General features: G+C 33.8%; 20 protein-coding genes and 1 riboswitch. Of the genes, 13 read left to right on the top strand and 7 right to left on the bottom strand.

The window, feature by feature from the left end; translation table 11 throughout:
* The coding region (locus tag BTJ66_RS14060) for a hypothetical protein (RefSeq protein WP_420801890.1) at nt 1-182 on the top strand (182 nt) is incomplete at its 5' end.
* Here BTJ66_RS14060 and BTJ66_RS13015 read toward each other — a convergent pair.
* Nucleotides 164-991 (bottom strand): N-acyl homoserine lactonase family protein, encoded by an 828-nt coding sequence (locus BTJ66_RS13015; RefSeq protein ID WP_099091365.1) that lies wholly within the window; start codon nt 989-991, stop codon nt 164-166. The two genes, BTJ66_RS14060 and BTJ66_RS13015, sit on opposite strands and share 19 nt — an antisense overlap.
* A 280-nt stretch (nt 992-1,271) precedes the next feature.
* On the opposite strand from BTJ66_RS13015, the gene BTJ66_RS13020 reads away from it, so the two are divergent.
* Together BTJ66_RS13020 and BTJ66_RS13025 are read left to right on the top strand one after the other, a co-directional pair.
* Nucleotides 1,272-1,652, top strand: a complete 381-nt coding sequence (locus BTJ66_RS13020; protein WP_099091366.1) for a VOC family protein — start codon at nt 1,272-1,274, stop codon at nt 1,650-1,652.
* A 66-nt stretch (nt 1,653-1,718) separates the two neighbouring features.
* Nucleotides 1,719-2,516 (top strand): Cof-type HAD-IIB family hydrolase, encoded by a 798-nt coding sequence (locus BTJ66_RS13025; protein ID WP_099091367.1) that lies wholly within the window; start codon nt 1,719-1,721, stop codon nt 2,514-2,516.
* A gap of 89 nt (nt 2,517-2,605) precedes the next feature.
* Here BTJ66_RS13025 and BTJ66_RS13030 read toward each other — a convergent pair whose 3' ends face one another.
* Nucleotides 2,606-3,028, bottom strand: a complete 423-nt coding sequence (locus BTJ66_RS13030; protein WP_099091368.1) for a universal stress protein — start codon at nt 3,026-3,028, stop codon at nt 2,606-2,608.
* A gap of 105 nt (nt 3,029-3,133) precedes the next feature.
* Nucleotides 3,134-4,201: a quinone-dependent dihydroorotate dehydrogenase gene (locus tag BTJ66_RS13035; protein WP_099091369.1), complete on the bottom strand. Its 1,068-nt coding sequence runs from the start codon at nt 4,199-4,201 to the stop codon at nt 3,134-3,136.
* Nucleotides 4,202-4,456: 255 nt separating this feature from the next.
* Between BTJ66_RS13035 and BTJ66_RS13040 the strand changes: the two genes are divergently transcribed.
* A complete protein-coding gene (locus tag BTJ66_RS13040) occupies nt 4,457-5,314 on the top strand; it encodes a fructosamine kinase family protein (protein ID WP_099091370.1) in 858 nt (285 codons plus the stop codon).
* Between the two features lie 244 nt (nt 5,315-5,558).
* On the opposite strand, the gene BTJ66_RS13045 is transcribed toward BTJ66_RS13040, so the two are convergent.
* The gene (locus tag BTJ66_RS13045; protein WP_099091371.1) at nt 5,559-5,789 is read right to left on the bottom strand and encodes a DUF896 domain-containing protein; all 231 of its coding nucleotides are present in this window, start codon (nt 5,787-5,789) and stop codon (nt 5,559-5,561) included.
* Nucleotides 5,767-6,744, bottom strand: a complete 978-nt coding sequence (locus BTJ66_RS13050) for an LLM class oxidoreductase (RefSeq protein ID WP_099091372.1) — start codon at nt 6,742-6,744, stop codon at nt 5,767-5,769. The genes BTJ66_RS13045 and BTJ66_RS13050 overlap by 23 nt, the downstream gene beginning before the upstream one ends.
* A gap of 288 nt (nt 6,745-7,032) precedes the next feature.
* Here BTJ66_RS13050 and BTJ66_RS13055 point away from each other — a divergent pair, with 288 nt between their 5' ends.
* Nucleotides 7,033-7,803, top strand: a complete 771-nt coding sequence (locus BTJ66_RS13055; protein WP_099091373.1) for a trypsin-like serine peptidase — start codon at nt 7,033-7,035, stop codon at nt 7,801-7,803.
* A gap of 61 nt (nt 7,804-7,864) precedes the next feature.
* Here the strand turns inward: BTJ66_RS13055 and BTJ66_RS13060 are convergent, their stop codons facing one another.
* Nucleotides 7,865-8,428: a TetR/AcrR family transcriptional regulator gene (locus BTJ66_RS13060; protein WP_099091374.1), complete on the bottom strand. Its 564-nt coding sequence runs from the start codon at nt 8,426-8,428 to the stop codon at nt 7,865-7,867.
* Between the two features lie 213 nt (nt 8,429-8,641).
* Entirely contained in the window at nt 8,642-9,601 is a 960-nt protein-coding gene (locus BTJ66_RS13065; protein WP_099091375.1) for a DMT family transporter, read from the bottom strand.
* 211 nt (nt 9,602-9,812) lie between these two features.
* On the opposite strand from BTJ66_RS13065, the gene BTJ66_RS13070 reads away from it, so the two are divergent.
* The 8 genes from BTJ66_RS13070 to BTJ66_RS13105 all read left to right on the top strand — a co-directional run bounded on the left by BTJ66_RS13070 (nt 9,813) and on the right by BTJ66_RS13105 (nt 18,780).
* Nucleotides 9,813-11,168, top strand: a complete 1,356-nt coding sequence (locus tag BTJ66_RS13070) for an amino acid permease (RefSeq protein WP_099091376.1) — start codon at nt 9,813-9,815, stop codon at nt 11,166-11,168.
* Between the two features lie 54 nt (nt 11,169-11,222).
* On the top strand, nt 11,223-12,170 hold the full coding sequence (locus BTJ66_RS13075; protein ID WP_099091377.1) for a nucleoside hydrolase: 948 nt from the start codon (nt 11,223-11,225) through the stop codon (nt 12,168-12,170).
* A 289-nt stretch (nt 12,171-12,459) separates the two neighbouring features.
* Nucleotides 12,460-13,020 carry a M23 family metallopeptidase gene (locus BTJ66_RS13080; RefSeq protein WP_238597646.1) on the top strand — a complete coding sequence of 187 codons (561 nt, stop codon included), beginning with the start codon at nt 12,460-12,462 and terminating at the stop codon, nt 13,018-13,020.
* A 355-nt stretch (nt 13,021-13,375) separates the two neighbouring features.
* Nucleotides 13,376-13,804, top strand: a complete 429-nt coding sequence (locus tag BTJ66_RS13085; protein WP_099091379.1) for a 6-pyruvoyl trahydropterin synthase family protein — start codon at nt 13,376-13,378, stop codon at nt 13,802-13,804.
* Between the two features lie 176 nt (nt 13,805-13,980).
* Entirely contained in the window at nt 13,981-15,024 is a 1,044-nt protein-coding gene (locus BTJ66_RS13090; RefSeq protein ID WP_099091380.1) for a PTS sugar transporter subunit IIC, read from the top strand.
* Between the two features lie 523 nt (nt 15,025-15,547).
* Nucleotides 15,548-16,294 (top strand): aggregation-promoting factor C-terminal-like domain-containing protein, encoded by a 747-nt coding sequence (locus tag BTJ66_RS13095; protein ID WP_099091381.1) that lies wholly within the window; start codon nt 15,548-15,550, stop codon nt 16,292-16,294.
* 136 nt (nt 16,295-16,430) lie between these two features.
* Nucleotides 16,431-16,539, top strand: a riboswitch (SAM riboswitch).
* 59 nt (nt 16,540-16,598) lie between these two features.
* A complete protein-coding gene (locus BTJ66_RS13100) occupies nt 16,599-17,762 on the top strand; it encodes an aminotransferase class I/II-fold pyridoxal phosphate-dependent enzyme (RefSeq protein ID WP_099091382.1) in 1,164 nt (387 codons plus the stop codon).
* 19 nt (nt 17,763-17,781) lie between these two features.
* The gene (locus BTJ66_RS13105; protein ID WP_099091383.1) at nt 17,782-18,780 is read left to right on the top strand and encodes a D-lactate dehydrogenase; all 999 of its coding nucleotides are present in this window, start codon (nt 17,782-17,784) and stop codon (nt 18,778-18,780) included.
* The last annotated feature ends 177 nt before the right edge of the window (nt 18,781-18,957 follow it).

The following is an 18,957-nucleotide window of genomic DNA, read 5'->3' on the forward strand; positions in this document are numbered from 1 at the left end:
ACATAAGAAAAATAGTAGCTCAACGAGCTACAAAATTATATAAAAATAAAGAAAACGTCAATTTCTATATAATTTCAATAGAAATTGACGTTTATTCTTTAATCAGAAATGTTTATGTCCCGGACTCAATTCATGTGTGTTCTATCACTATACTAAGCACAAATTATAGTGTGATTGTTTGAGGCCGTACATCTTGATCATGGTTCGCAATTGCTTGAATGCAATTGTCATCTAAAGCTTGTGTTTTAACCCAGTTCAATGATTGAATGGCATCATTCTTATTTACAACAAGTCCAGGTAAGATACCGTGTTCCCATGATTTTTTTGCATATCCAACATCTGATGCTAATAATAGAAATGGTCGTGCATCATTATGGCGTTTAATTCTTGTTGCACAAAGGCCGGCGGTGTGACCAGGTGTATGAATAAACTCAAGTGTACCATCGTCAAACAAGTCAAAAGATTTTCCAGTTGGGCCAATGCCAGTATGTTCTAAATGGAAGGTTGATATATGTGATTTTTGCCATTCGTGTGGAAGATAACGGAATTTATCTTTATTTGCTGTAAACCATTCTTCTTCACTTACTAATATGTTTTTTGCATTAGCAACATGTTCTAGCCCATCGGCGTGGTCACTGTGGAGATGACTAAGGATAACGTAATCTATATCAGATGTTTGATAACCAAGTTGTTGTAACTGTTCATGCACTGCTTGTCCTGGCGGTAATACTACTTTGTTAAATGGATAGTGAAATGATAGATTCTTTAAAGCATTTGTTCGATTGATGTCATGCCAACCTGTATCAATTAAGACAATTCCTTTAGGGTGCTCAATAAGATAAGCAGATACAGGTAGTTCAACTTGATGCTTTTTTGATCTGAATAATCCTGTCCAAGCGAGTGGCGGATTTGATTTATAATTAAACGGTAAAGCTTTATCAACAATGACAGAACCAGTGTGTAATATGTGTACCTTGATTGAACGATTCATTTTTAGCTCCTTTGTCGTTAACGCGTTATTTTATTAACTTATAACAAGCCGTTATCCTAGACTCAACTTATTTAAGTTATTATCAGCTTTGATAGTATGCTAATTTTATAAGTTGAAAATTCTAACTTAATCGTATGCGCATGTCAAACCATGACTTAAACTCAGATAATCTAGGTTGGCGAGTGCAAACATTACAAAGTATAGTAAAGTAAGTTTAATTGAATTGCATAACTTAACAATAGAAGGATATGGTATGGTAATAAAAAAAGGGGGAATCACAATGAATATACAATCAGCATGGCTCAATTTACCAGTCGAAAATTTAGAACAAAGTGCAAGTTTTTTCAAAAAGATAGGGTTTACGATTAAAAAGAATGAGGCTGTTTTAGATAAAATGAGAGGGATTGAAACAGTAGATCATAAAATAATCATGTTAATTGAACAAGCTCAATTTAAAAAAGTAGCACAATTATCTCGTTTAGGTGAAAATGAAGCTCTAGTATCTATTTCTGTAAAAGAGTCAAAGGAAGTAGATACGTTATTGAACCTTGTAGAAACAGCGGGTGGTAAAGTATTGCAACGTGGCACAAATCATGAAGGTTTTTATGGTGGATTATTTAGCGATATTGACGGACATTTGTTCAATGTTATCGCTATGTAATTAGTATTGTAAAAATATTGAAAAACAATGATAGCTTACAAATCTCATATCGAAGGGAGCATCAATATGATAAAGGCAATCGCAGTGGATAAGGATGGTACATTCCTCAGATCGGACCATACCTATGATGTGGAATACTTTGATAGTCTATTTGAAAAAATAATTCAACAAGATATTAAATTTATTGTAGCGAGTGGAAATCAGTACGCGCAATTACGCACGTTCTTTTCTGAAAAAATACAGCACATTACTTTTGTAGCTGAAAATGGGGCAGTAACTTATCACAATGATGAATTATTGACAGCACATTATTTTAATCAGCAATTGATATTTGATGTGTTAAATACGATTAACCAAGATTATCATATTCGCGATATAGTACTATGTGGTATACATTCAGCGTACATCAATGATCAATGCAGTGATGAATTCTTAAAATTCATTCAAAATTATTACTATAACATTGACAAGGTTTCCTCATTCAGTGAAATTAAAAATGAGCGTTTTGTTAAAATAGCTTTAAGAATTAAGGATAAAGCTTTAGTTGAGAAGGTTATGAATGAATTAGAACAGAAATACAAAGGAGAATTACGCGCAGTTACGAGCGGTAACGATAGCGTGGATTTAATTCTACCGAAAGTACATAAAGGTGTCGCAATTAAAGAGCAGTTAAACAAATGGGGAATTCATCAAGATGAACTACTCGCATTTGGTGATGCCAATAATGATATAGAAATGCTCGAACTAACACAATGCAGTTATGCTATGGCAAATTGTAGTCCTGAATTAGCAAGCATTGCCAAATATCGTGCACCATCAAATGATGATTCCGGCGTGTTGAGAGTGATTGAGCAGTATCTATAGTCGTTATGAATAACACAGTAAAACTCAATTTCATGTCCCTGCAAACCATAGTAAAAGGCCGATGCAGTTAATGAAATTGAGTTTTATAGTTAATTTACAATTAATACTGGGATATCTACATTACTCGCAATTTTGTGGGTAACATTTCCAAGAATATTTTTGATATCAGATTTTTCACGTGTATTACTCATTACGATAATATCATATGGATGTTCAGTTAATTCGTTCAATATAGCTTGTTTGATATATCCCGTACTAAATTTAACATGAATGTTTAAATCGAGTGCTTCTAATTGTTGAACGAAAGGTGAGAGCGCTTCACCTTTTTCTTTTGCTAAATCTTCAAAGTGTTTATTGTCGTAGCGTACGGATGTTTCTAACTCACCTTCTGGGATAACATTAAATACTGTGACCTCAGCATTGTCAACGCCAGTAGTTAAATTTTTCAGTTCTTTAGGGACGTTATTGAACGAATTATCAAAGTCATAAGCTAATAATATTTTCTTATACATCATAGCGCCTCCTTTATTATTTATATACCCTATTAAATTTAAAATAACATTTTTGGTGTATTATTTAACAATAGTTTAAATAGCGTGGAGACCGCTCGAAACGAGTTACTTAACATCTAACCCGATGATATCTTTGACATTATTATAGCCATTGGATTGAAGGTAGCGCACCAATTGTTTGTTCAGTTTCTGAGTTAACCCTGGTCCTTCAAATACTAAAGCACTATAAACTTGAACGAGTGACGCGCCATGACGCATCATTTTTATAGCATCTTCTGCATTAAATATGCCACCTGTTCCTATAATTAAAAATTGACCACTCGTTTGTTGATAAGCATAAGAAATGAGCTCAAGATTACGTTCAAATAATGGTTTGCCACTTAAACCACCACTTTCTTCACGGTTATATGAATGGAGCCCTTCACGTTTCTGTGTTGTATTTGCTAAGATAATACCATCAAATGTTTGAGTGATGGGTGATAACATACGTTGAAGTCCATCTAAAGATAAATCAGAAGTTAATTTAATAAATATAGGAACGTTAAGATTAGCTCTATCTTTATAAGCTTGAATAGCTTCACATAATTGTGAGAATTCATCTTTATCATGGAAGCTTTGTAAATTTTCTGTATTAGGTGAACTGATATTAACAGTAAAGAATGAAACGTCATTTTTAAATGTATCAATTACCTTGATATAATCTTCATAGCGTGATGCATATGGTGTCGCTTTATTTACACCAATATTTAAACCTACGGGGATTTGGTAACTATATTTACGTAGATTACTTAAAGCTTTGTTCATTCCTAAATTATTAAAGCCCATGCGATTAATTAAGGCGTGATCTTCAACTAAACGATACACACGTGGCTTAGGATTGCCTGGTTGTGGCTTTGGTGTGATACCTCCTAGTTCAATGGAACCGAATCCTGCTTTTTCCAATGCTTTGGGAACTTCACAAGATTTGTCGAATCCTGCCGCTAAACCAATTGGATTTGAAAATGTAATACCTTTGATGTCTTGATTTAATAAATCATTTTCATAATGAAATAGTTGTTTGATGACAGGTAATAATTTCGGATATTTTTGAATGGTTTTAAGTGCGTCGATGGTCATTCCATGTGCTTTTTCAGGATCGAATTGGAATAACAGGGGTTTGATGAGTTTATACATATAATTATCGCTCCATTTATCAAATTTAATTTAAAATAATCTATTATGTATCTCAATTACAATTTATAAAAAGGCTAAATTGTAATTGTTGTCCTTAATAGACTAGCATTTTACGTAATATATGCCTAGACTAAATAAAATAATTAATATAAGTTTCACAGGAATCAATTTTTTAACTATGAGTGATTAAATAGTTAAGAAAAAGGAAATAATGCAATATATACCATTTCTAAGTTAATTTTGGAGGGATTGTGCATGAATCAATTATGGCAAAGTCAATTGCCTTTAAACCATATTAAAGCCATCGTACCTGTAGGTGGAGGAGATGTAAATGAAGCATTTCGTATTGAAGCGGATGAGACGGACTATTTTTTACTTGTACAACGGCATAGATCGGCATCATTTTTTGCAGCTGAAGTTGAGGGATTGAACTTATTTGAAAAGGCAGACATTATTGCACCGAGAGTTATTGATAGTGGTGAAATTGAAGGTGATGCATATTTACTGCTAACCTACTTAGATGAAGGTGTATCAGGTAGTCAACAAGCATTAGGAAAATTAGTTGCAAATTTGCATAGTGAGCAACAACCAGAGCAGCAGTTTGGTTTCGATTTACCATATGAGGGTGGTGACATTTCATTTGATAATAGCTGGACAGATAGTTGGATAGAGCTGTTTGTAGAAAAACGATTAGATAAACTTAAAGATAGATTAGTACAAGAGGGTTTATGGGTAGATGAAAATGTAGCACAATATGACACTGTGCGAAATATTATTGTAAAAGAATTAGAAAATCATAATAGCAAACCTTCTTTATTACACGGTGATCTATGGGGCGGTAATTACATGTTTTTAACAGATGGTACACCTGCGCTGTTTGACCCAGCACCATTGTACGGAGATAGAGAATTTGATATTGGGATTACTTCAGTATTTGAAGGGTTTACACAAGCATTTTATGATGCGTATGATAAGCATTATCCGCTTAGTGATGGTGCAGAAGTGCGTTTAGAATTTTATAGACTGTATCTTTTAATGGTACATCTCGTGAAATTTGGCGATATGTATGCGGGAAGTGTGGATCGCTCAATGCGAAATATATTAAATCAATAGTAAAAAGGAAGCTGGGACATCATTGATTCGTTCCAGCTTCCTATTAGAATCTAAAACCACTTCTCAATATATTGAGTTAGTTGAACTTATGCATGAGCAAAGGCTCAGGTGAAATTTTTTACTTCTTTCAATTCTACTTCTCTATGTCGTGGAACGACAAAATCTTTTTAATAACATTAGATTTCTGTTCCATGCTCCTGGTTTGTTTGAAACTGTAAGATATCAAACAAATGAATCAAAGTTATTACATATCAAGTGTACCCATTTCTTCTCTCAATTTATATACTTTGTCAGGTGTAACATCTTCACCTAAAGGATCAACTACTTTCAAAGCTGAAAATGTATGGATGACTTGTCCACGTATCATTTTTAAATACTCTTGTCTCAGTGCATGTTGTTCTTGTTTTTCTTCAACACTTAATGGTTGGACTTTTTCTTTATTTGCAAGTGCATTAATTCTGTCTAATAATGTCATTGTTTTTTTCCTCCTGTAATAATTGAGATGGAAAATATGGAATAATATACTCTCCTACCTCGGTTAATAGTGATTGGTATGATCTATCATTTGATGTTAAATGTAGCATAATATGATTCGTTCCAATTTTTTCATAGGATTTTAATATTTTTAATAGTGTATTTCTACCTAAACGATATCCACCTTTGATTGGTTTAACTAATTCATCGGGATTTGAAGATAAATCGATAACTAATGGGTGCATATAAGGTTTGAATATATCATTGTTATGCCATTCTTTTAATAATGCTTTTTGTTGTTGAAATGGTTGGGGATAAAACATTAAGCCATCCATGTTTGTCTTAAGCCAAGATAGATCTTGTTTCGAATAACCTGTGGCAAACATTGGAATATGCTTATGTTTTGGTAATACCTGAAGCCCCGAATCCTCGTATAATTCAAATATATTATTTGAGATGCTAGGAGAATGTGATTGCCATAATGTGTTCATTGAATATACGGCATCTTGGAACAGTTCGGTTAGTTGTTCTTCTTTTATCTTAAAAGCTGGAAATTCAAATTTACGATCACCTGTTGCTAAACCTAATAAAAATCGCTCGCCTGATATCAAGTCAAGGGAAGTAGCAGCTTTGGCTAAATGAATTGGATGACGTAATGTAGCAACAATGCTAGATGTTCCGAGAGCGATTTTTGAGGTTTTGGCACTTAAATAAGATAAAAATACAAACGGATCGTAGTTTGTCGTTACATTACCTAGATGTGGACTATAAAGTGGATTATCTCTCACAAAAAGGCTTGTAAATCCAAGATATTCAGCCTGTTGTGCTAAATCAACTTGATTTTCAAACGACAATGCGATGTCTTCAGAATGATCAAAAGGCATCATTAAACCTAAAGTTAAATGGCCTTGTTGAAAAGTCCGTTTGAAACCATTGTGTTTTTGAATTGTTGTCACGTCTATCCCTCCTTAAACTTGTATTAACAACACCTGACAACTAACTAACATGTGTTGTTTAAATGAATTTTATACTGAATTGCAAATTAATGCAAACAACATGTTTATGAATATATTGTCTATACAACGAAACAATGAATTTTGTTGGTTATTGACTTAAAGCACTGAAGTATATGAAACAGATGTAACATTGAAATAGCGATTTTTACTAAAATAATTATATGATCATTTGATTATTTTTTGAAAATTCTTTAAATTAAAATAAAGAAAATTTATTGGAGGTTATTTATGTTCAAACGACAAATGAACGGTGGTTTCATATTCATATTAGTTATAGTATTTATGGTGACAACATTTAATGGTAATACATACGCTGCAACTCAGGACAATCAGTTAAATCAACATCATGCATCTAATGGAAATGTAAATAAAGTCAAAACAAGAGTCATATTACCGAATGAAAAAAGAACACAAATAGACAGTACAACGAGTGGTCATTATCAATCTATTGGTTATATCAACATTGGAGATAATATAGCGACAGGTGTTGTTATTGATAAAAATACGGTATTAACCAATAAGCACGTTGCCCATCTTGCTGATGGTAATATGACTTTTGCACCAGCAGCACAAAATCAAAATACGATGCCGTTTGGTACTTTTACCGAAAAGGATATTAAAGTATATCCTGGCAATGAAGATATCGCGATTGTTCATTTTAATGAAAATAAACAAGGCCAAACAGTTGGGGATGTAGTGCAACCTGCTACGTTAAAAGCTGACTCAACCTTAACTGAGAATACGCCGATTACGGTAACTGGATATCCTGGAGATAAGTCATTGGCAACTATGTGGGAAAGTAAAGGTGACATATTAAAAGTGAATGGTTCGGAATTCACCTATAACGCAAGTACATTCGGTGGTAATTCTGGTTCTCCAGTATTTAATAAAAGTAATGAAGTCATCGGCATACATCAGGGCGGTATAGAAGGAGAAAGCAACAGTGCCGTGACGATAAAAGGAGACGTATTAAACTTTATCAAAAATAATAAAGCTTAATGTAAGGAATCACAGGGAACATCCCCGTCAGTTAAATAGCATAGTTTGACGAGGATGTTTATTATTTTAGAATCTGCTTCATCAACAAGGGTAGCGCATGATTTATATAATCGCGCGCTGATAATTGACTACTATGAAACCAATGTTTTGCTGTACCATAAAGGCCCCAAGAAAGGAAACGAGCGTTTGCTGCAAGTGATTCTCTGGTTTCATTTGGGTGTTGTTGGACTAGTAATGTCAAAAAAATATCTTCTAATTCTTCTTTAACTCTTTTTTCCACAACTTGACCATACGCTTCACTATTTAATTTACATTCATTATGTGTCTCTTGAATATAACTCGTAATAGTAATAAAACTGGAAGATAGTGTCGTTTCATTAAGTTCTGTAGAAACAGCTAGCGCGTCATTTAAATTTTTTAGTACAGTTTCTGAGAGTGTATAATCCATAATGTCATATTTATCATAGAAATGGGCATAAAATGTTGCGCGATTAACAGTTGCACGTTCTGTAATGTCCTTAATTGTGATCGATTGTATCTTTTTTTCTTTAGCTATTTCACGAAAGGCATCCATCAACAACTTTTTAGTTCTTATAACTCTCGGATCGACGTATGCTGTAGTCATTGACCTTAAACCTCCTCTAAATATATAACACTTTACTTAGTACATTTAAATAAATTATCTTGCTTTCACTAGGCTATGTCAATGTGAATGATTGAAATGAAACATAGGACAAACCTAACTATAACAATTTCTAACTTTATATCGATAGTGATTGTGCTGCTCATTGTTAAAGGCAATGATTTGTCTTTATTGGAATAATGCCTTTGGGAGTTATTATAAAACTTTATGATTCTCTCTAATGATGCCATTCATAAAGCTATATATAAAAATGCCTAACGTAATAATTACAATGCCTATCATACTGATTGGACTTGGTAGTGGTAAGCCTAGTAGTATCATCTCTCCTATTAAAGTGAAGATGATTTCAGTAGCTTGTGTAGATTCTACTGCTGCAAGTTTTGCTTGGTTATGTTTCACTAAATTAGTTGCATAGAAAAAGAGTGTCGTGGCAATCACACCAGAGAATACAGCTACTAAAAAGGTTTGTACAACTTGATTTGTAGCTGGTAAGCCACTATTAAATATGCCACATATAAATACAATGAGCCATATTGGAAAGGTTACAAGGGTCATGCCATAAATACGTTCGAGTGTATTTAAATGATCATCAACAAGGATCATCATTTTACGATTACCTAATGGATAACAAAACGCACCTATAATTAAAGGGATCACAGACATCATAAAAACATGTATTTCAATATGAGAAATGTGTGGAATTTGAACAAGTACTACTCCAAATACCATAACGCTCGATGTCCAAACAGAAGGCCAAGATATACGTTCTCTTATTTTTATTTGCTGACGATTAATTTGCACATATTCATAAAAGAATGGCGCGACTAATAAGCCACAAATAATGGTTAATTGCCACGTTGCAGAAATAAGCCAACCAGGACTGTAATTGGCAACGAAAGTAATAGGCATATAAAATAAGACAAATCCCAATGTACTCCATATAATCCAAGGTTTAAAATGGGATTTAATATGATTGTGAACTTTTTTAAGACTTTTTTTGCTATATATAATTATGAATAATATGGGCAACATAAAAATAAAGCGAAGTGAAGCACTAAATAGCCAGTTACCTTCATCACTAGCCATTGCATGATTCAATATAAATGTCACCGAAAAAAATAATGCACCCAAAATACCAATCAATATTGCACGCATGCTATACAGCCTCCAGTATCGGAAAAATAATTAATATTTTTAATTTAACATTTTTTTAAATATTAGCAAGTGCCTAATATTTGCTTACCTGTGTTGAAATGGAGGTATGAGATAACATAACTAAAATTTCTTCAACAGTATTTTGATAGGCTTAATAGAAAAGTAGTATGATAGAAATGTGCGAATATTTTGAATTAAAGGGGTAACAATCATGGCAGAGAAATTAAAAAGAGAACTTAGCAATAGACACATACAGTTAATTGCGATTGGGGGCGCAATTGGAACTGGCTTGTTTTTAGGTGCGGGGCAATCGATACATTTAGCTGGACCATCCATTTTATTAACTTATATTATTGTCGGATTCGTGTTGTTTATGTTCATGAGAGCAATGGGAGAAATGTTGTTGTCAAATACTGAATTTAATTCGTTTGCAGATATCACACATAAGTATGTTGGCCCCTTAGCGGGATTTATTACAGGATGGACATATTGGTTAACATGGATTATTTCAGGTATGGCAGAAGTTACGGCAGTAGCTAAATACGTTTCTTTTTGGTATCCACATATTCCAAACTGGTTAACGGCACTAGCGTGTGTATTGTTGCTGATGTCATTTAACTTATTAAGTACAAAATTATTTGGAGAATTAGAATTTTGGTTTGCAATTATCAAAGTAATAACGATTGTTGCATTAATCATTGTAGGCATTGTGATGATTGTCATAGCTTATAAAACACCGTTCGGTCATGCAAGTGTATCAAATATATATAGCCATGGTGGTATCTTTCCAAATGGTGTAGCAGGATTTTTGATGTCTTTTCAAATGGCTATTTTTTCCTTTGTAGGCATTGAAATGATAGGCATTACAGCGGGAGAAACTAAAGATCCACATAAAACGATTCCGCAGGCGATTAACAATGTCCCAGTTAGAATTCTATTGTTTTACATCGGAGCATTGGCAGTTATTATCTCGATTATACCTTGGAATGCATTAGATCCTGAAGGGAGTCCTTTTGTTAAAGTGTTTGCCTTAGTCGGTATCCCATTTGCAGCTGGTATTATTAATTTTGTTGTATTAACTGCGGCGGCATCAGCATGTAACAGTGGTATATTCGCAAATAGTAGAACATTATTTGGTCTAGCGGATAGAAGACAAGCACCACCGAAATTTCAAGTGACGAATCGTCAAGGTGTGCCAATCGTCGCAATACTTGTTACATGTGCATTATTGTTATTGGCTGTATTATTGAATTATTTTATTCCAAATGCAACAACAGTATTTGTTTATATCAGTACGGTATCTACTGTATTAAATATCTTTATTTGGACAATTATTATGATTGCATATGTGAGATATACGAAAACACGTCCTGATTTGCATAAGCAAAGTAAATATAAATTGCCAGGTGGAAAAATTATGTCGTTGTGTATTATCGCATTTTTTGTATTTATATTTGGTGTGTTATTTATGAATCCCGAAACACGCATTGGTATCATTTTAGCACCGCTATGGTTGATTATACTTGCTTTAATGTACAGACAGTACAAAAGGCATATAGCTGAATGATGAAAGTCGTTTGGCGAAAGCGCACACATAAGATTTTAGATTGGAGTGATTAAAATGAGTAAAAAAATTATTATGGATTGTGATCCTGGCCATGATGATGCCATAGCACTTATATTAGCAGGAGCGCAAAACAGTTCATTAGACATATTAGCTGTTACAACTGTAGCAGGTAATCAGTCAGTAGAGAAAAATACCAAAAATGCATTGAATGTGTTAGAAGTAATGGGCAGAGGTGATATTAATGTTTCAGTAGGTGCTACAAGACCACTGCTAAAACCGGCATCGTTTGCTTCAGAAATTCATGGTGACAGTGGGTTGGATGGGCCAAAACTACCCGAAGTCCCTGCATTAAAACCTACTCAAAAACAAGCAGTCGATGTAATCATTGAAACTTTGAAACAAAGTGAGGAACCAGTGACTTTGGTTGCCACTGGACCTTTGACAAATATTGCAACTGTACTTATCAAAGAGCCAAACATTACGCAATACATTGATTCTATTACGATTATGGGTGGTGGTACATTCGGTAATTGGACACCTACTGCTGAATTTAATATTTGGGTTGATGCAGAAGCGGCAAAACGCGTATTTGAAAGTGGTGTGCGCATCAATGTCTTTGGTTTAGATGTAACACATCAAGTGTTAGCAACAGACCAAGTGATTGGTGGATTTAGAGAAATTCATAATCCTATTGCTGACTTTGTCGTAGAACTGTTAGAATTTTTCAAATCAACGTATAAGACGCATTTTAATATGGATGGTGGTCCAATACATGATGCATGTACAGTGCTCTATTTAATGGAACCTGAACTATTTACAATGCAACATACACATATTGATATTGAACATCAGAGTCTGTTAACTTATGGCACTATGTCTATTGATTTAAATGATGTTACAAATAAAGAGAAAAATGCTTTCTTTGCTACAGCAGTTAACGTACCAAAAGTGTGGAAATTGATGAACAAGATGCTGGCAAGTTATGGAAAAAATAATAGCTAACAAGATTGATATTAAAAGTAAGGTTGGGGCAAATGAAGTGTCCCAACCTTTTACATTAACTGACTAGATTAGAAATATATTTATATCTAGTTGATTTTCAACTTTAGTCAACCTTGCTTGGTAAGCAATCTTTTTTAATGTATTAGTGTTTGGATTTACTTTGACTTTATACTACAACTAAAGTACGAGCGTTATTCAAGCGGATTATTAGAGATTTTACACTATAAAAAGTATACTGATATATCAATACTTCAAATAGTAAAAGGTGAATCAAATAGTGAAGAATATAATGAAATGGATTATCTTACTCGTTATTATCATTGTTCCATTGATATGGTTAGTGTTGAATGTAGATAATATTCAAGAAAATATGAATGACAGGTATACGGAACAAAGTGAAAATAAAAGTGATAGCACATTTAATAATTTGTTCGATAGTAGTAGGGAAACAGAAAATTTTGGGGAATATGCATTTAGTGATTTCGACGGTAAACATTACGGGATTGATTATCATCTACCTGAAGGTACGCCAATTAAAGTGGCAACTGATGGAAAGGTGACTCGGACGTTTAATGATGATTTAGGCGGTAAAGTTCTCCAAATTGCAGAGTCCAATGGTACACATCACCAGTGGTATATGCATCTTAATGACTTTAAAGTAGAAGTAGGAGACGAAGTAAAAGCAGGAGATATAATTGCATTGTCAGGCAATACTGGTGAACAAACGACTGGCGCGCATTTACATTTTCAACGTATGAAAGGCGGTGTGGGTAACAATTACGCCATTGACCCTAAAGATTATGTTGAAGGATTACCAGAGGGAGAGGAAAGCTTGTATACAATAGAGTGAGAAGTCATATTTGATAACAATATTTAAAGAAATATTGGGTTCTTAATTTAACCTAGCGTGAAATGATAAAAATAAAGAATGAATTTTAACTCAATGAAATATGATAGATAGATTGGTGATATAGGTGTGACGAGAGGATGAATTCAATGAATTATGGTTGATTTCAATGTCTCGTCTTACTTTTAGGTTGAGTCGGAGAACGGAAATGTTGAACGAACTGCAAAAAGTTTTACAGTATATATTGATGGTTCTGTTCATTTGTTGTTGTAATGAATAAGGCAATGGTGTTGCTAGTTATTATAATAGAAGAAACAAGAACGGGTATATAAATAAAAAGCTAATAGGAGTGATATTAATGTCTAAATTGGATCATATTCAGCCACCTCAACGTTTCCGGTATAGAGAAAGTGAAGTGTTAATAAAGAATTATTATGAGTTCACATGTGATAATCGAATTTATTTTACCCAAACTGTGCATAAAGATTTAGAAAATCAAAAATATAAATTCAATATAGAAATATTATCTAGTATTAATAAATATGGGTTAGCTCTGGATTTTAATGAAGTTGATAAATTGTATAAAAAGGAAATCGCGCCTTATATTGAAGGACAAATTGTAAATGAAACTTTACCTGATATAAATACAACGGCGGAAAATATTGCTATCTGGATTTGGGATCAATTCAATCAACACTTACCTGAAAATAATACATTACAAAAATTGGAGTTTTTCGAAACAGAAACACAAGGGCTTGTTTTAACCGCAGATTTGATGAATAGATAAGTAATAATGTAAATGAAAAGGTGACGAGTTAAATATAGAAGTTTTTCTATATAAAGCTTGTCGCCTTTTTAAATTGATCATGGTCAAAAAAATAAAAAATTAAATCAAAATAAATATTCTGAAAATTCGGAATATGTGATATAGTAGTACTCTATTTCAGCTGAGGAGGAACTTCTATGATTAAAGTAAGTCCAAAACAATTTTTGTATCATGTTTTGTCAGGTGTTGCTATAGCAATTGTTGCAGGTTTAATACCTAATGCGATTTTGGGAGAATTATTTAAACTCTTAGCACCGAAATTTTCAGTATTTAAAACGTTATTACAAGTAGTGGAAAGTATTCAATTTACGGTACCATTACTGGTAGGTGCATTAATTGCTATGCGTTTTAAACTGAGTCCATTAGCAACAGCAGTTGTTGCAAGCTCAGCTTTTGTAGGAAGTGGTGCTGCACAATTTAAAGAGGGTGTATGGGTTTTAGTTGGTGTGGGAGATTTAATCAATACAATGATTACTGCAGCTATTGCGGTATTTTTAATATTAGTGGTTGGTGAAAGATTTGGTAGTTTAACTTTAATTATTTTACCTACCATAGTAGGTGTCATTGCGAGTTCTATAGGCGTTTTTACTTTGCCATACATACAGATGATTACAACCGGTATTGGAAATTTAGTGAATACTTTTACGGAGTTACAGCCGATAATTATGTCAATGTTAATAGCGTTGGTGTTCAGTTTTATTATCATTTCACCTATATCCACAGTAGCTACTGCTTTAGCTATTGGTATTAGTGGATTAGCAGCTGGATCAGCTTCGCTTGGCATTGTGGCATGTGAAGGTGTCCTAGTAGCAGGTACGCTTAAAGTAAATAGAGCAGGTGTACCACTCACTATATTTTTAGGAGGCGTCAAAATGATGATACCCAATATGGTGAGACACCCTGTTATATTATTACCTATTTTTACAAATGCACTTATCACAGGGTTTGTAGGGGCATTGATAGGAATAGGCGGCACAAAGGAATCTGCTGGTTTTGGTATTATTGGATTAGTTGGACCGATTAGTGCGTTTAGATTTATGGAACATTCCATCTTAACGAACATCATTTATGTTTTTATAGCGTTTTTTGTCGTGCCGTTTATCATGGGATATTTAATTAATGTATTTTATATGAAACTATTGAAACTTTACAATAGAGATATTTTTAAATTTTTAGCATAAAAGTAACAGATTTGATTGAAATATCAGTCATATTTTGTAATAAAGTAAATAAAAGAAGATTTTAAAAATAATAAATAATGAATGAAAAAGGCCACACATGTGTGGTCTTTTTAAAATTTAAACAAAAAAATTGCAAGTTTCACTCCAAAATATAATTTTTTTGTCTATTTGCTTTTTTACAGTTATGTAACAAAAGCGTATTTTGTAATATTTCAAGTTATATTGTTTATGTGAATAATACAGCTTTAAATCCTTTTATATCAATAGTGTGCACAATATAAAATTGTTTATCGCTGTGATTTAAGCGTTACAAAACAAAACAATTATATTGCAATATTACAAAATGGAATTTGATTTGTAACGTTTTGTTAAGGAAGTGTAATATAACTGAGCGAAATTTATGGTATATTATTTGTGGCGAAACGATAAGACATTAAATTTAAAATATTTCAGCACATACGATAAATAAATTAACGAAAATATAATTTAACTTAAAAAGAACTAATTGGAGGATTTTTTAATTATGAAGAAAACAATTTTAGCATCATCATTAGCAGTAGCATTAGGTGTAACAGGATATGCAGCAACAGCTGATCACAATCAAGCGCATGCATCAGAAGAAAATATCGACCAAGCGCATTTAGCTGACTTAGCTCAAAACCATCCAGAACAATTAAACGAAAAACCATTACACGCTGGTGCGTATAACTATAATTTCGTATTAGACGGCAATGAATATACTTTCACTTCAGATGGTCAAACTTGGTCATGGAATTATACTACTGCAGGTGCTCAAAGTACATCTTCTAACACGATTCAAGATGTAACTGCTCAAGCAACTACAAACACTAACGAAACTTCAGCTAACGAAGTTCGTACACAACAACAATCAAGCAACACAGAAGTGGCAGCAGTTGAAGCGCCTAAAGCTTCATCTAACTCAAATGTTCAAACTGCTCAAACTAGTGCTGCAGTAAAAACTTACAAAGCTGCTCAAACTTCAGCTGCTTCAACTGGTGGATCAGTTAAAGCTCAATTCTTAGCTGCTGGTGGTTCAGAAGCTATGTGGAATTCAATCGTATTGCCTGAATCAAGTGGTAATCCAAATGCTGTTAACCCAGCTGGTTACAGAGGTTTAGGACAAACTAAAGAATCATGGGGTTCTGGTTCAGTAGCTGATCAAACTAAAGGTATGTTAAACTATGCTAAACAACGTTATGGTTCTGAAGAAGCTGCTTTAGCTTTCCGTGCTTCTCACGGATGGTGGTAGGATTTATAGCACTGAACTAGAGGTTTAGTGGTATAAATATGAGAGTGACTCAATAGAGTTGCTCTCTTTTTTTGTCTTTTATCGTAGATTGACAAGCGTGAATATTCTGATAAAATTAAGAGTAATTTAAAAACTAAACTTATCCAGAGAAGTTGAGGGAATTGGCCCTAAGAAACTTCAGCAACAGACTTAGTAAAAGAGTACTGTGCTTCGTCCAACAAGTAACCCTACTTGAAAGATAGGTGTCATGTGAACTATATGCCACTATCAAAGGTATATAGTTTTTTTAATTAGGAGGACGTTTATGGTTATATCGGATAGATTAGCACAAGTGCCAGATAGTTATTTTGCGAAAACAATGGGTCAATCAGTTGAACATGGACCACTACCATTAATTAATATGGCAGTTGGTATACCAGATGGTGAAACGCCAAAAGGCATTATTGATTGTTTTGCAGACGCATTGCGAGAACCAAGTAATCAAAAATATGTAGCATTTCATGGTAAAGATACGTTTAAACAAGCGATTGTTGATTTTTATCAAAGACAATATCATGTTGCTTTGGATAAGGAAGAAGAAGTGTGTATTTTGTATGGCACTAAAAACGGTTTAGTTGCATTACCCTCGTGTATTGTAAATCCTGGTGAAAATGTACTGCTACCAGATCCAGGATATACAGATTATAAGGCGGGTGTATTATTGGCTGATGCTCAACCACAACCGCTTGTATTAAAGCCCCCTTATTATTTACCACAATGGGACCAAATAGGAAGTGATATATTAAAAAATACGCGATTAGTTTATTTGACGTATCCAAATAATCCCACTGGATCTGTTGCGACGCAATCTGTGTTTGATGAGGCTGTAGCGCAATTTAAGAATACAAAAACTAAAATTGTGCATGATTTTGCATACAGTGCGTTTGGTTTTGACCATAAAAATCCCAGTATTCTACAAACAGAAGGTGCAAAAGATTTAGCTATTGAAGTATTTTCATTATCTAAAGGATATAATATGTCGGGATTTAGAGTCGGATTTGCAGTAGGGAATAAGGATATCATTCAAGCATTGAAAAAATATCAAACGCACACACATGCAGGCATGTTTGGTGCATTACAAGATGCGGCCACATTTGCTTTAAATCATTATGATGATTTTTTAGAAGAACAAAGTGCTATTTTTAAGCGTCGAAGAGATGTTTTTGAAACTAAGCTAAAAGACGCACAAATTCCATTTGAACCTATGAAAGGAGGCATTTTCTTATGGTTACAAACACCACCAACAATGGATGGTGAAGCATTTGTTAATTATTTATTACAACAACAATCGATACTTGTTGCACCAGGAATTCCATTCGGTGAACATGGTGAAAATTACGTGCGCATTTCATTAGCGATTGATGATGAGGCATTAATTGAAGCTGCTGAAAGAATTCAAACTCTGAAACACCTATATGAACAACAATAAATTGAAAGGGGCTATTTGCATGACACGTATTAAACTTTTTGGAGTAAGAAATGAAGATAAACCTTATATTGAGGCATGGTCAAATAAACACAATGTGGAAGTAGATTTAGATGAAGATTTACTTACCTTAGAAACTGTTTCACGTGCAGAAGGATTTGATGGTGTCTCTATCTCACAACAAATTCCATTAGACGAAATGGTTTATAAAAAATTACATGACTTTGGTATTAAGCAAATTGCACAGCGAAGTGCAGGATTTGACATGTATGATTTTGACTTAGCTGAAAAATATCATTTAGTTATTAGTAATGTACCTTCCTATTCACCACATTCTATTGCAGAATATACCGTTTCGCAGGCGCTAAATCTTATTCGTAATTACAACGATATCCAGCAAAAAACAGCTGCATATGATTTTAGATGGCAACCAGGTATAATGTCTCGCTCGATTAAAGATTTAAAAGTTGCTGTGATTGGTACGGGTCGAATTGGTTCAATTGTTGCTAAAATATTTGCTCAGGGTTTTGATGCTGAAGTAGTGGCATATGATATTGCGCCTAATGATGCGTATAAATCGTTTTTAACTTATACAGAACATATTAAAGAAGCAATTCAAGATGCAGATATTGTAACTGTACATATACCAGCAAGTAAAGAAAATGATTATTTATTTGATGAAACCTTATTTAATGAATTTAAAGAGGGTTCAGTATTTGTCAATTGCGCTCGAGGAACGATTGTGAAAACAAGTGCTTTAATAGAAGCGTTGGATCGCGGTTTGATAAAAGGTGCCGCACTAGATACATACGAAGGTGAAAAAGGTTTGTTCCCAAGTGATCAACGACATAGAGACCTTAATGATGATATGTTAAAACAACTAATTGAACGACCTGATATAATTGTGTCACCACATATCGCTTTCTATACAGATGCTGCTGTAGAAAATTTAATCGTTGATGCATTAGATGCAACGATGGAAGTGATCAATACGGGGGACACACGTTTACGGGTAAATTAGTAGGTAAAATAGATAAAAAAAGAGGGTGCTTAACATGATTAAGCACCCTCTCAGACTGTCGACAAAGTCTACGACTTTGTTGGCAGTTTTTTTATGCACGCTTTCCGCGGGCACTGCCTTAGCCTGTAGTCTTCGGCTAGTGCTATTCCCGCAGGAGTCGGCATAAATCACTGCCAA

Source organism: Staphylococcus edaphicus, from assembly GCF_002614725.1.
GTDB classification, from domain to species: domain Bacteria; phylum Bacillota; class Bacilli; order Staphylococcales; family Staphylococcaceae; genus Staphylococcus; species Staphylococcus edaphicus.